Origin of the sequence: Halomicronema hongdechloris C2206 (assembly GCF_002075285.3) — a bacterium.
GTDB lineage: Bacteria > Cyanobacteriota > Cyanobacteriia > Phormidesmidales > Phormidesmidaceae > Halomicronema_B > Halomicronema_B hongdechloris.
Map to the genome: position 1 here is coordinate 2,492,355 of NZ_CP021983.2, position 14,219 is coordinate 2,506,573.

A 14,219-nucleotide genomic window follows, 5' to 3' on the forward strand; every position below is an offset into this window, starting at 1 on the left:
GGCTTACACCTGAGACACTACCAAAGGCGCCAGCGAACGAGTCAGCACCTGTTGCAGCACCATGGCCGCCCAGTCCACATCGGCCTCGGTCGTGTGCCGCCCCAGGGTGAGGCGAATGCCGCACTTAGCTTCCCGGTCGCTGTAGCCCATTGCCTTGAGAATCGGGCTGGGACTCAGCTTACCACTGTGGCAAGCCGAACCAGCACTGATGCCAATGCCGGCCAGATTCATCTGCCGCACCAGGGTCTTACCACTGACTTGCTGGCCATCGGCCGCCGTCACACAAAAACTGACATGGTGGGGTAAGCGATTGCGGCGATCCCCGGTGGGCGCCAACCCCGGCACCCTGGCCAGGTGATCAAAGAGGCGATCCCGCAGATGAATCAACCGCAGCGTCTCCGCCGCCATCTCCTGGGCCGCCAACGCCGCCGCCACCCCAAACCCGGCCAGACTGGGTAGGGCCTGGGTGCCCGAACGCAGCCGAAACTCCTGGCCACCGCCGCCCAGCAATGGCATCAGCTCTACCCCAGGGCGCACATACAGAGCACCGGCCCCTTGGGGACCATAGATCTTATGGCTAGATAGAGACAACAAATCCACCGGCAGCCGTTGCACATCGATGGGCAACCGCCCCGCCACTTGCACCGCATCCGTATGGAAGAGGGCCCCGTGCTGCCGTACCCACTGGCCCAGGGCCTCGATCGGCTGCAGGGTGCCCACCTCGCTCTGGCCGTAGATCACCGACACCAGCACCGTATTGTCTCGTAGCGCCTGTTGCCCCTGCTCCGGATCTACCCGCCCGTCGCGATCGACAGGCAGCCAGGTCACCTGCCAACCCCGCTGCAGCAACAACCGTACCGGTTCCGCCACCGCCGAGTGCTCCACACTGGAGACCACTATGTGCTGAGGCCGAGTATAGCGATGGGCCACCCCCATGATGGCCAGGTTATCGGCCTCGGTGCCGCCAGAGGTGAAGACAATGGCGTCCATGGGCGCATTTAACAGCTGGGCCACCTGCAGCCGCGCCTGTTCTAAAATCGTAGCGGCCCGATTGCCCCACTGGTGCAGGCTAGAGGGATTGCCCCACTGACTCGTCAGCACTGATTGCATGGTGGCAATGGCCTCTGGTCGCGGCGGGGTAGTGGCACTATGGTCCAGATAAATTTGCATGGCAGTTCTCGTTAGCCAGCCCGTTAGGCCGCCCGATTCGTTGTCTCCGCTACACTGTTCATCCTATCAGCGTCTCCTGAAGCTTATCAGCGTCTCCTGAAGCTTACCTGAGAGCCCTATATCGTTGAACATCTACTGGTACTTGTTCGCATATTGACTATATTGTTGGATTAGTTTGGCCACCAATCGAGCCGTTGGGGTGCATATGCCATGTTTGCGACGGATAACACCCCTAATTTTGGGATTAGATGGCACTTTTGACAGATAATATCCCGAAAGCAGGCATTAGTCAGCAAATCTGACCTCTAATTCTTGAAAAGATAGGATTATCCGTACAGATCTGACATTAGAATTAATAGTCATGGCTACAAACAGGCAAAGAGAACCAATATGGAAGATTACCAACTCTTGATAGACCTCCATAAGGGTGCTGACCGGCAGGGACCAGGCGGTGATGCAGAGACAAGGATGGCCATCGATCTGTCTATGGTGGACAGGGCTGCACCGCTGCAAATTGCCGATATAGGCTGCGGAACGGGATCTTCCACGCTCTTGCTTGCTCAACAATTGAATGCTCAAATTACGGCAGTGGACTTCCTTCAGGATTTTCTTGAAGTGCTGGAGAGTAAAGCTGATAGAGCAGGGCTTTCTGGAAAAATATCTACCCTTTCGGGTTCGATGGATAGCTTACCCTTTAGCGAGGGGGAGTTTGACGTCATCTGGTCTGAGGGCGCAATATACAATATCGGCTTTGAAAAAGGTGTAACGGACTGGAGACGTTATCTGAAAGTTGGCGGAATATTGGTTGTTTCGGATATCACTTGGATTACAGCCTCCCGTCCGTCGGAACTCCAGACATATTGGCAGGGCGAATATCCCGAAATAGATGTGGCCTCTGCAAAGATTGGCCTGTTGGAGAAGAAGGGCTATGCTCCGATTGGCTATTTTGTTTTACCGGAGTATTGTTGGCTAGATAATTATTATCGGCCTATGCAGAATAGCTTTAAGAGTTTTCTTAACCGGAATGGCAACAGTGAAGAAGCACAAGCAATCGTTGAAGCGGGAAATCGAGAAATTGAACTGTATGAGAAATATAAAACTCACTACAGCTACGGTGTATATATTGCAAAAAAGCTAGATTAGCGAACGCCATGACGTTAAGAATGAATTGCTGTGTTGATGTCACGTTCTCTGAGCATGGTTCACGGCTTCCATGGCGAGTCGCCCCATGGCATTGCGATCGAACTCCAAGACCCAGACGACACCATCCGAGGATTCATTGATGTACTAGTTGTGCAAGAACGTCTCTGGATTTTGACGGTTGAGTCTAAACGAACCAGTATTTCTATCCCTGCGGCTTTGCCACAACTCCTGGCCTAGTAACCTCTGCCCACTCGGGAAGTACCCGCAGGGGTAATAGTAAAACCCGGAAAGCTTGGATAGCGTTGAGGCGTTGGGAACCAATCGCCGCACCTATCCATTATCAAGGGGAAGCCAGCCATGCCCTACAAGCTTATCAAAGGTCAGTTCCACATCTTCTATCCAGACATCCCTCGACAAGGCCCAGAACCAGACGGCGATACCCTCAAATTTCAGCCGGATAATCCGGGATTGGTAGAACAGCTACACCACGAAAATCCAGGTACGGCTGCCCCAGACTTTAATAGCCGGGGTATGATCAATCTGCGGTTTGAAGGGATTGATGCCCTGGAGACCCACTTTCGAGGTACCCACCAAAACTTGAAGTGGGCGCTCGCGGCTCGCGATGCCGTTCTCCAGGCTGCTGGGTTTGGCGCAGTGAAATTTTGGGATGATTTGCCCTACAAAGTCCAATCCGTCGACCACCATCCCCGTCCTGGATATATTTTGGCAAATACCCTGGATGGCCATGGTCGTATCATTGCCTTTGCCTATGCGGGCACGACATCACTAATGGATGGAGCCGAAAATTGGCTGGATATCCCGACATTAGAAACCAGCATTAATGCCAAGCTAATTGTCTCTGGTCTAGTCTATCCAGCGTTCTATACGACGCTGCCAATAGAGTTGCAGGAAACCCTGGCCGACTCTACCCGACAGGCAAGGGGGCAGCAGCTCGGCCTATGGCCGACGGCAACTGCTACTCCGACTATGTCAGCAACCATCACGGATCTGGCCATGTTAGAAGAACTGGTGATTTGGCCGAAACTATTTCGTCGGCTGGCCAGCTACTTCTCTGCCGGCAACACCACATTGGCTAACTTTGATGACTGGTTGAGGGCAGATGTGAAAGACCGAGATGATCGGGTGCTGTTGCCCAACCGAGAGCTAGGAAACATGCATGACCTAATTGCCATCGACGGCAATCGGCTCACCATGGTTTACTCACCCGAAGACATCATTATTCTGCCGGATGAGTCATCAGGCGGTGTCTCCCCGGTTACTCATCCAGCACCTCGGAAAGCTGGAGTAGTGCGCATCATTGCGGCTCTGGTTAATCCTATTGGGCCAGAGAAGGGCAACGAAACTGTCACGTTGATTAATACATCTGCTGCCGCGATCTCGTTAGGCGGCTGGGCCATTAAAGACCGGCAGGCTAGAACCGGAGAGCAGTTGACCGGCAGTCTGGCGCCAGGGGCAGTGCGGCAGGTGCGGCTCTCTTCTCAGATTCGCTTGGGTAATTCAGGGGATACGATTACCCTAGTTGATGAAACCGATCAGATCATTGATCAGGTTTCCTACGACCAGAAAGCGGGGAAACAGCAAGGCATAACGCTAATTTTCTAAGCATTACAGAGGAATGATTATGCCTCTACATCGGTCACTCCCTAGGTGTAAGTTGACACTACTATGGGCTGTTTTTGCCTGTGCTCTAGTCTCGGGGATCAATCCTGCATCGGTTTATGGACAAGTGCCCTCTACTGAAGAACAGCAGTGGCAGGCAGACCAATTGTTGGAGGAAGGATGGCAAGCCCTTCGGGAGCTTGAGGGAGATCCGTTGCCATCCTTGCAGGACGCTCTGGCCATTTATCAAGACATCGGCGATCGCGCTGGAGAAAGCCGAACGCTAAATACTTTAGGTTACCTGTATGATTTGAGGGGCCAGCCTCGACAGGCGTTTGAGCATTATCAGCGAGCCTTGACCATTGCATCTGAAATTGAAAACCGAACCGAACAGAGCAGAGCCCTACAAGGTTTGGGGGACATCTGTCAGACTTGGGGCGGAAATGTAGGCTTATTTTGTGCTGTTAATTCAGAGAGAGAACGACAAGCACTTGAGTTCTATCAGCAAGCTTTAGCCATTGCAAGAGAAGCCGGTGATTTGACTCAACAGGCCAATGCCCTTGGGAAATTAGGGTATATCTACGAAAAGCTAGAGCAATATGAACACGCGGTTGAATCCTATGAGCAGCAACTTGCGATTTATCGACAAATAGAAGTTCATCCCTGGAATTTAAGTTTTCTCCTACGCACGCTAGGACATCTTTATTCGGGTTTAGGGCGAGATGCAGAAGCGATTGACATCTACGCTGAGTTTGTTCAGATTATGGAAAGATTCCGAGCAAACCTGCAAGAGTTGCCTGCCGCTGAACAGCAAGAATTCACTCAAGAGTTTGTTACATCGACTTATCAGGCATATGCTAATCTCTTGCGTCAGCAAGGGCGAAAGCAAGCAGCCCAGCAAATATTAGAGCTGCTGAAAGTTCCACAGTAGGCTACCTTGGGGTAAGGCCACAAAGGGTAGTAGAATTTCTCGCTCTCTGCGTAGTCTAGTAGGTGTACGAGACGAGACGCTCCCATGCAGTGGCAACGGCAAGCCTTCACCATCTGCCCAATCCTTCGCTTGCCAGGTTCAGCACACCGAAACCAGGGCCACATCACTAGAATTTCAGCGAGGAGATGTGGTGATGTTCAGTCAATTCAAGATGAAACCGGATAAATCGCAGTCTGAGCTAGCAACGGTCATTAGCCAGATGATGCCCGGAGTGCTGCAGATGATTCCGGGTTTGCAGTGGGCGGCGATGTGCCCGAGCACTGACGCATCCACGATCGCTTCACTTGCTCGCTGGAATAGCCGCGACGATTTCGAGTCCCTTGGTCAGAAGCCCGGTTTTGATCAGGAAACTAGTTACTGGCAGGATTACGCGAACAACGAACACGGTTTGTATGATGTTGTCCAGGTCATTCGTTAAAACTCAATCATGACCAGGACAGCCCCCTCCTCTCAACCCAGTCCCGATTCTTTTGTCATCAAGGCAACGCTATTGCTGGCAAGCACTCTAACAGTGATGTCAGGAGCAACCATCGCCCCCTCGCTGCCTGCAATGCAGGAACATTTTTCAGCAGTCGCCAACTCCGAGTTTTGGGTGCGACTGGTGCTCACCATTCCGGCCCTGTTCATCGTGATTGGCTCTCCCATTGCCGGACAAATAGTGGACAAGATTGGCCGCAAGCCTCTGCTCTTGGGCGCTGCTGTTCTTTACGGTCTGGCCGGCGGATCGGGGTTTGTGCTGGACTCGATTGTTGCGATTTTGGCGGGGCGGGCGCTGCTCGGGCTGGCGGTAGCGGGCGTCATGGTGAGTGCCACGACCCTTATCGCTGATTATTACAGAGGAGATGCCCGCGCCAATTTCATGGGATTGCAGGCCGCTTTCATGGGGTTTGGCGGTGTCCTGTTTTTATCAGTCGGTGGTTTCATCGCCGATTTGAACTGGCGCTTGCCGTTTTTGATTTATCTTTTCTCCTGGCTGTTGCTGCCGACAATTTTGCTAGTGCTATACGAACCGTCTCGTCCAGTGACTGATGCCAGCGTTGCAGTAGGCATTCCTCAACAACCGTTGCCAATCAAGCTGTTAATACTCATCTATGGTTCCGTATTGCTTCAGCAGATTGCCTTTTATCTGATTCCGGTGCAACTCCCGTTTCATCTGCGGCAGGTGGCTGGCGTGGGCGCTTCACAGACTGGAATCGCGATCGCCTGTGCCACACTCTTCAGCGCGCTGACGTCTATGCGCTACGGCAAGGTCAAGCGGCAATTGAGTTTTATTAGTATTTTGGCGATCGCCTTTGGGCTGATGGGTCTCGGCTATATCGGCCTGGGACTGGTGAGCAACTACTGGCTGGTGCTGTTGATTTTGGTGCCTGCTGGCATGGGCTTGGGGTTGATGATGCCTAACCTGAATGTCTGGGTCTCAAACGAAGTCTCAGATACGATGCGGGGACGAGCGCTGGGTGGATTAACAACGTTTATGTTTCTGGGGCAGTTTCTCTCACCCATTGCTTCTCAGCCCTTTCGGCAAAATCTCGGTATGACTACTACCTACGGATTAACAGGGGTACTGCTGTTGACCTTAGGGATACTCATTGGGATCTTTCGGAAGCAAATTTGCTATCTCGTAAAGAGTACCGTGGGTACCGAAAGATGAGCATTATCTTGGGTTAGCAGCCCAACCTATCCAAAGTTTGGCATCCCGCTTTAGCCATCTCCCAAAATCTCGCAGATTAGTAGCTGAGTAGCTGAGCTTGAAGCGTTAGTCCCCAAAGAGAAAGCATGGGGAGGCAAGCGGACTCAATGGGTGGAGAGATTGGAACAGGGCAGTGATGCTATGAGAGCATGCCTGCCTTGATGTTCCTGCTTAGCAACACCCTCCACCCCCGTAGTGCCAGGTCGACTCGGTGATGAGCACATCGCCAGGGAATTGCCGGGCCAACGCCTGGGCCGTTTTATCGCACACTGCTAAGGGGAGTCCCTGTTGCAGCAGGTGGCCGGCGTCATCATCGAGAAATGGTTCTGGGCCAGCGTAAATGGCTGTTTTGCCGGTGAAGATACAGGCCCCGTCCTCGGGAATCGGGACTTTGAATGAAACCGTGTCTAGACTTTCGAGCACCAGGGGCTGATCGAGAGCATAGGTCTGGGCATCTAGCAGACGATAGGGACGCCGGGCGCGGACTTCGATCTGGCCGAAGCCAATGCCAACCAAGGAGTGAATATACTCGCGATAGGTCAGGGCGCCAGAGAGACAGAGCGCCCGCAATCGTTCATCCTGCTGCAGATGGGGCGGAATCGGACGGGTAGCGATTGGATCGCTCATGATTAATCGCCCGCCGGGTTTTAACACTCGATACGCCTCCGATAGGGCGCGATGTAAATCATCGGGTTCGAAAATATTGAATAGGCAATTTTGGGCCACCACATCGACGGCGGCATCCGGCACCGGCAGGGCCAAGGCATCCCCTGCCAGCACAGAGATGAAATCAGGGCTAAACCAGGGGTTCCCAGCCGCGGCCAACTGTAAATTGCGGACAGCTGCCCGGCGCATCTCCGGCACCGGATCCACGGCAATCACCCCGCCGGGATGACGACAAAAATAGGCAAACTGCAGGGCCTCTAGGCCACCGCCCACGCCAATATAAAGCACTGTGGGAGACCCGGCCAACTCGGTGGGATGAACCGTGGAACCGCAGCCATAGTTCATCTGCTGCATGATCTCCGGAATGGTCAATTCTGGCCATTGCAGCGGTGGACTGCTGAGACAACACAGGCCCACCTGCGGGGTGTCTGCCGCAGCAGCATACACTTGAGCAGTTGTCTCTAAATAACTCATCGATAGGGAAAACTCGCGACAATGGAGGGTTATTGGCGATTGAGGGACCAGTCGTAGTCGAGGTAGTCGAGGGTGTAGTCGCCCTGCAGCAGGTAAGCCCGCTGCTCGGGGCTGACATACTGGCTGATGAAATTCAACGTGGCTCGCTGTTTACCATTGCCGGTAAACCCTGATTCCACTGCATAGCGCGGTTGCCAGTCTTCACCAAACCAGTCAAAGATGGCGGAAATGGCCACACGGTTGGCGTCGCGATCGATCTGCAGGCCATGGGGACTCGCTAACCAACGGCGCACTTGATCCTCGAGTTGTTGGTCTAGGCGTGCCCCGGTATAGGGGGCTTGGCGCAGGGGTGGGCAGCTCTGGGCGGCACACACTAACGCCGCGTGGATGCGGGGTTCTGAGAACTCTTGGCGTAAGATGTCGTGTTCGATCGCATCTAGGGTCAGGGACTGGCCTGCGACGGTGTGGCGTTTGATTTTCCAAACACCAAAGATGTCTTTGATGCTGTCTTTGAGGGGATCTTCATTGATGATGGACTGCAAGGTAATAGCGTTGTAGGCATTGATCAGGAAAGCGATTTGATCGGCATCGCTCCAGGCGGCATAGGTGTCGGGAGCCACAGCGCCGAGGCGGTCGATAAATTGGGTTAAGGGTTGGGGATTGGCTTGCAAGGCCCGATAGTCCACTAAGCCTTGCTCATCGACGTAGGTGGCTAAGACCGTGGCATAGTCGTCGTAGGAGAGCCGTGTGGCTGAGGCCGGTGTCGCAGCTGAGGGGGTGGACGTCTCACGTTGGCTCACCAGGGAGGCGCTAGAGCACCCCGATAGCAGGGCGATAGTGACCATGAGGGTCAGGGCTGTGGGCTTGAGCATGGCTAATCTCGAATCCGCGTACGCGATACCTCTGTTATGCAGCATGTTGGTAGACCAAAGCTGACCTGTCCCTAAGTTTTTGATGAGGGCTGCCTGAGACTGTCTGAGAGGAGTGCCCCAGGGTCCACAGCCACCCCACGATAAAGGGCAGCCACAGCAGCAGGCGCTCGGCGGTGGTGAGTCGCCAGTCGGGCAGGCGTGGGGCAGGACGAAGTAAACGAAGCTGGATAGGCTGAGCCAGCGCACGCCCCAGTTCTGGCTGGGCACGGCGAAGGGCACAATCCAGGTGAAGTACCAGAAATGAACGATGGGGCTCAGCAAGAACACCCCAAACCAATAGCCGTCGGTGAATTGTCGCAAGGTATTGGTTCGCAGCAGTAACCAGAGGACAACCACAGCCAATGGTATGCCGTAGATCCAGTTGGCTTGTAAGGATGCCGGCCAGACTTGGGCCACCCAATGGGGGATGAATTCGGCACTGCGGCCATGGGAGACGAAGGTAGAGCTGGTGGGGATCAACGGGCAGGTGCCGCCCCGACAAAATACCAGCGCCGACAGCCCCATCGGTAGACTGCCGAGCCCGGCGATCCAGAGGGTACGCCCCAGCGTCCGTTGCCGCAGCGATCGCATCATCAGCCAGGCCAACAGGGGCAGTGAGATCCATTTCACGGCGATGCTGAGGCCCAGCAACAGGGAGCTCCAGAGCCAACGCCGCCCCTCGACGCGATCCTCGGGGGGCTCTAGCAGCAACCAGGCCGCCACCAGAGGCAAGATAAACCAGCTGTCGTAGTGAGCGCCGCCGGCGAAGGCATAGATCACCATGGGATTCCAAGCATAGAGGATGGCGTTGCTAGGCCCAAAGCGACGACTCAGCAGCCAGCCCACCAGCAGATCGGCAGCTACAAAGGCCAGCTTAAACAGCAACACACTGACTGCGATGGCGGCCAAGCCCCGAAACCCCAGTTGGGTCAGAGGGGGATAGATGGCCGAGACGTCGAGGTGGTTGATCTGGGACCACCACTCGGTGCGATAGGGCAGGAGAGCTGGGGCATTCGGCGGCAGATGGTAGGGGCTGAAGCCCAGGGTCTGGATATAGCCCTCCCAGAGATAGCGCCACACATCGTCCCCGGGCTCCATGGGCAACAGCAGCAGCCGCGGTGCGATCGCACCGCCCCCAGAACCACCCCCCCGGCACCGACTGCAGCCCCCACGACAGCATGAACCCGGCCGCCATCACCGCCGCTGCCGCCCAGAACTTATACACCCGTCTCCAGGTGGAAGACATTGCCATGGGGGCTCATCAGGGTGGCCCCCAGCACCAGCAAGCCCACACTTATCCCCAGGACGTGAGATCTCAGGGGTCGCCGCCACACTACTGTGACCTCCCGAAGCCCATGGCCTTGACCCACCGATGCCAATACAACCGTCCCAGGGTACCGAGAATCACGGCCCCCGCCTGCAGGCTGCCCACGACGGTGCCAGAGATTTTAGAGCGGCCTCCCTGGCGCTGGTGATAGGCCACCGGCACCTCGCAGATGGCCAAGCCACACTCCACGGCCCGCACCTGCATCTCCACCGTCCAGCCAAAGCCGCGATCCCGTAAGTGCAAGGTGTCTAAGGCCAGCCGCCTGATCACCCGCAGCGGCCCCAAATCCCGGTAGCGATAGCCCCAACCCAGCCTAATCAGCGTCGTGGCCAGGCGATTGCCCCAGCGTTGGGCCGGGGAGAGGGCGGCCCGGCCAGGGGCAGTGGCAGTGCGATCGCCCAGGATCAGGTCATAGCGCTCCCGTCGGGCTAACAAACCAGGCAGCGCCTCTAGGTCATCGCTGCCATCGCCGTCACAGAATACAATCCATTGCACCGACTCTGGCAGCTGCTGGATGCCCCGCCAGCAGGCTTGCCCATAGCCCGTAATTGGGTCTTGCCAGACCTCCGCCCCACTGGCAGCCGCCACCGCAGCACTGTCATCGCTGCTGCCATTGTCCACCACGCGCACTTGCCGCAACCCAAGCCGGTGCAGGGCTTGAATCACCCCGGCAATGGTGCTGGCTTCATTGCACACCGGAATCACCACCAGCACCGACGCCAGCTGGGTAGCCGTCACAGGTCTAGACACTCCTTGAGGCATGACATGCTGCCTTGACGCACTAGTCCCTCATCGGATTACTACTGGCAGCTGCTTCAGCACCGCGACGATCTCGTCGGGATCCTGGCGCTGTTTGTAGTCGCTATTGACGAAGGCGTGGGCAATAGTGCCGTCGGTATTGACCACATAGGTGGCTGGCAGCGGCAGCTCGAAGCTGTTATCGCCGTTGTAGGCAGGCAGATCGATGCCCAAGGACTGGTAGACGGAACGCAGGGCTGCCGGCACCGTGAACACCAGGCCAAACTGCCGGGCTACCCGGTTGCCCACATCGCTGAGTACCTCGAAGGAAAACTCATGCTTCTGGGCCGTGGAGAGAGAATTGTCTGGGGTCTGAGGCGAAATGGCCACCAGGCTAGCCCCTTGAGCTTGGATCTCAGGCAACGCCTGTTGCAAGGCCCGCAACTCCAGGTTGCAATAGGGGCACCAGCCGCCGCGGTAGAAGGAAATCACCACCGGACCCGATTTCAGTAGCTCACCGATGGCCACCTCGCGACCGGTGGCATTGGGCAGAGTAACATCGGGGATGCGATCGCCCTGCTTGAGGCTGTCGTCGGTGATGCCTGAATTGGCTAGTTCCTCAGCCGCTGCTGCCATCTTGGCCTGGACCTCTCCTGGCAGTTTGGCGGCTGTCTGCTGGGCCAGGTCGGCCAGATCTTGGGTCAAGCTCATGGATAGTCTCCTAATCCGTATCGTTATCCGTGTCGTCATTCACGGTTCACTCACGGATAGTCTCTGCCACAGAGGTGAGAGTCACCTGAGAATGGCCTGAACCCTTCCTGGGATAGCCCCGGTAGTCTAGGGAGAAGCCCCGGCAAACCCCTTTCGCTGCCAGTGGGCAGTGCCTCCCGGTAAGGCGTAGACCTGCTGAAATCCCAGGCGTTGCATCATGGCTAGGGTGCGGGCGCCACGTCATACTCTTTTCCCGACGTCGATAGCGATGATGCAGTTCATGCCTATCTTGCCGACCGTCAACGCCAGTCAGCAACGGTTCGACAAGAAATGGAACAACGATTTGATCCGATTGGAATTCGCGATTGCTTGCTAGACGGAATCAGCCTCAGTCGTTCAAATGATTCAGTTGAGGGAATTATTTTAATCGCTGAGTGTAGTCTTGACGGAAAGTGGGAAAGACAAGTCAGATGTCTGCCCCTTCAATAACTAGCCCTGACTGCTAAGGTAATGGTAATACCTCCCAGAATTTTTCCAAAATGAGTTTTCGGAATATTAGGTGATGATCGGAATATTAGGTGATGAGAGGAGTTTATAGGCCTTCTAGCAAAATATTTGAATTATTTCACGAGTTTTCGAGTATGTTAGCAAACATATTAAGCCATAAATTTAGAGGACCTATCACAATGGAAGACGGTCATGCGAAGCCCAAAATGTCAGCTAATAGTCACGTAAGAGAATATCTAAATTATTACTGTAGACTACCATGTGAGCCTAGATTTGCCGTTTTATTAAAGGGAGAATGGGGCTCTGGGAAAACATGGTTCATAAATAGATATGAGGAGATCCTAAAAGAAAGAAACCAAAAATGCCTGTATATCAGTCTTTATGGAATCAGCAATGTTGCCGAAATAGATGATAAATTTTTCCAGTTGCTGTATCCCATAAGGTCATCAAAAGGAATGGCAATTACTGGGATTATTGTTAAGGGATTATTGAAAGGGGCATTAAAAATCGATTTAAATAGTGATGGTAAGGATGATGCTACTTGGAATATTCAAATTCCAGAAATCAATTTTCCTGAGCGCTTAAAGGATATCAATCAAAGTATTTTGATATTTGATGACCTAGAACGTTGCAGTATAGAGCTCGGAAATTTACTAGGATATATAAACTATTTTGTAGAGCATCAAGGCTTGAAGGTAATTCTTATTGCAAATGAAGATGAGCTAAGCAAAAACGAAAGCTACAAAGCCATAAAAGAAAAATTGATTGGCAAGACATTTAGTATATCTCCTGATTTTAGAGATGCGATGGAAGATTTTGTATCTCAAGTCCATAATGAAGACGCTAAAAATTTCTTACTTAAAAACTCCGAAAAAATAAGAGATCTATACAACAGCAAAAATTATCAAAATCTAAGAATCCTGAATCAGATTATTTTGGAATTTGAAAGGATTTTTGAAAAATTACCAGGCGAGGTAAAGAGCCGATCGGAGATCCTAGAAAATATATTAGAAAACTTTGTAAATTTTTCCACCGAAATTAGTTGTGGTTCGATACATCCCAAAGATTTGAATAAGCTATGGGAAGAGTATAATCATATGCTAATAGGTGATAAAAGTTCTTCCAATCCAAATGGAAAAGAAAATGAGGAGATTTTTTACCGAAGAATTTTTGGGAGACATGACTTTTTTAATAGTCCATTCCCAAATCTATATTGGTGGGAGGTACTCTTTGATAAGGGAGTTATAGACGAACAGGAATTAAAGCAATCAATACTAAGTAGCAAGTATTTTCAAGATGAAAATACGCCTGACTGGACAAAATTGTGGCATTACTCAGAACTTGACGATGACAAATTCAATGATTTGATCAAGAAAGTTGAGGTTGACTATGGCAACAGAATATTCACCGATATTGGCATCATAAAACATATAGTTGGACTTTTCCTAAAGTTCTCTGATGCCGGAGTTTATCCTAGATCCAAACAGGATATCCTAGAAGATTCTAAAAGGTATATTGACGATCTTAGGAGTAAAAATAAATTAGAGCCTTTCCCTAAATCTTCAACTTTACCTGAAACGATTGGTCATATCATAGGCGGTTACCAAAGCCTTGAATTTATGGGGAAAGAATTTGAGGAATTCGAGGAATTTTGCAATCATCTCAATGAAATTAGGCAGTTGGTTACGATTGATAAAATCCGTGAGGACGCTCTATGCCTGCTTGATATGATGAAAAATGACGTGAATAAGCTGTATAGGATTCTTTGCTTCGACAGTTCTCCTGCTCAAGATGAGTCAGAGCCAAGGTATCATGAGATCCCGATATTAAACTATATACCTTCTGCTGATTTTATGGCAAGCATACTTACCATGAAACCTGAGGAGCAACGGAATGTCTTCTCAATAATTTCTGAAAGATATAAGTATCAGAACATTAATAAAAAATTGATTGAAGAATTGGAATGGCTAAAATCAGTCCAGACTTTATTGTTAGAGGAATCTTCCTGTAGGCAAGGTAAGCTTAGTGAATTTCGTTTAAAAGAATTCAACACGTATTATCTGAAAGAAACAATTGCTAGGCTTGCCACTGGGAAAGAAACTTCTGGAGAAGAGAAACTAGGCGAGGTCCAATAGGTTAATATCGATTGCCTTCTCACCGATAGCGGTAACAGGGGGGAGTCAATGCCAAAGTCGGCAAATCGAGGTAATCGCTACGACCAAGCAACTGATGTGCCAAGGTACAGGGACAAAGGAAGGTCTACAATGACGG

12 protein-coding genes are annotated in these 14,219 nt (G+C 52.5%); 7 read left to right on the forward strand and 5 right to left on the reverse strand.

Annotated elements, in window-relative coordinates; genetic code table 11:
• Positions 1–3 precede the first annotated feature (3 nt).
• Positions 4–1,170: a cysteine desulfurase family protein gene (locus XM38_RS11225; protein WP_088429854.1), complete on the reverse strand. Its 1,167-nt coding sequence runs from the start codon at positions 1,168–1,170 to the stop codon at positions 4–6.
• A 390-nt stretch (positions 1,171–1,560) separates the two neighbouring features.
• Here XM38_RS11225 and XM38_RS11230 point away from each other — a divergent pair, with 390 nt between their 5' ends.
• From XM38_RS11230 to XM38_RS11255, 6 genes are all read left to right on the forward strand, one after another.
• Positions 1,561–2,313 carry a class I SAM-dependent methyltransferase gene (locus XM38_RS11230; protein WP_080812743.1) on the forward strand — a complete coding sequence of 251 codons (753 nt, stop codon included), beginning with the start codon at positions 1,561–1,563 and terminating at the stop codon, positions 2,311–2,313.
• A gap of 36 nt (positions 2,314–2,349) precedes the next feature.
• The gene (locus tag XM38_RS11235; protein WP_202978876.1) at positions 2,350–2,550 is read left to right on the forward strand and encodes a hypothetical protein; all 201 of its coding nucleotides are present in this window, start codon (positions 2,350–2,352) and stop codon (positions 2,548–2,550) included.
• Positions 2,551–2,670: 120 nt separating this feature from the next.
• Positions 2,671–3,936, forward strand: a complete 1,266-nt coding sequence (locus XM38_RS11240) for a lamin tail domain-containing protein (RefSeq protein ID WP_080813106.1) — start codon at positions 2,671–2,673, stop codon at positions 3,934–3,936.
• 52 nt (positions 3,937–3,988) lie between these two features.
• A complete protein-coding gene (locus XM38_RS11245; protein WP_187329372.1) occupies positions 3,989–4,864 on the forward strand; it encodes a tetratricopeptide repeat protein in 876 nt (291 codons plus the stop codon).
• A 193-nt stretch (positions 4,865–5,057) separates the two neighbouring features.
• On the forward strand, positions 5,058–5,342 hold the full coding sequence (locus XM38_RS11250; protein WP_088429856.1) for a hypothetical protein: 285 nt from the start codon (positions 5,058–5,060) through the stop codon (positions 5,340–5,342).
• 9 nt (positions 5,343–5,351) lie between these two features.
• A complete protein-coding gene (locus tag XM38_RS11255; RefSeq protein WP_080813116.1) occupies positions 5,352–6,575 on the forward strand; it encodes an MFS transporter in 1,224 nt (407 codons plus the stop codon).
• 210 nt (positions 6,576–6,785) lie between these two features.
• Here the strand turns inward: XM38_RS11255 and arsM are convergent, their stop codons facing one another.
• The 4 genes from arsM to XM38_RS11275 all read right to left on the reverse strand — a co-directional run bounded on the left by arsM (position 6,786) and on the right by XM38_RS11275 (position 11,441).
• The gene (arsM, locus tag XM38_RS11260) at positions 6,786–7,754 is read right to left on the reverse strand and encodes an arsenosugar biosynthesis arsenite methyltransferase ArsM (protein WP_080813118.1); all 969 of its coding nucleotides are present in this window, start codon (positions 7,752–7,754) and stop codon (positions 6,786–6,788) included.
• Between the two features lie 29 nt (positions 7,755–7,783).
• Positions 7,784–9,763, reverse strand: coding sequence for a DUF547 domain-containing protein (locus XM38_RS26970; RefSeq protein WP_225889462.1), 1,980 nt, complete (start codon positions 9,761–9,763; stop codon positions 7,784–7,786).
• Between the two features lie 235 nt (positions 9,764–9,998).
• Positions 9,999–10,730 carry a glycosyltransferase family 2 protein gene (locus XM38_RS26975; protein ID WP_225889292.1) on the reverse strand — a complete coding sequence of 244 codons (732 nt, stop codon included), beginning with the start codon at positions 10,728–10,730 and terminating at the stop codon, positions 9,999–10,001.
• Positions 10,731–10,781: 51 nt separating this feature from the next.
• Positions 10,782–11,441, reverse strand: coding sequence for a peroxiredoxin-like family protein (locus tag XM38_RS11275; RefSeq protein ID WP_088429858.1), 660 nt, complete (start codon positions 11,439–11,441; stop codon positions 10,782–10,784).
• A 686-nt stretch (positions 11,442–12,127) separates the two neighbouring features.
• Between XM38_RS11275 and XM38_RS11280 the strand changes: the two genes are divergently transcribed.
• Positions 12,128–14,083 (forward strand): P-loop NTPase fold protein, encoded by a 1,956-nt coding sequence (locus tag XM38_RS11280; RefSeq protein ID WP_080813125.1) that lies wholly within the window; start codon positions 12,128–12,130, stop codon positions 14,081–14,083.
• The last annotated feature ends 136 nt before the right edge of the window (positions 14,084–14,219 follow it).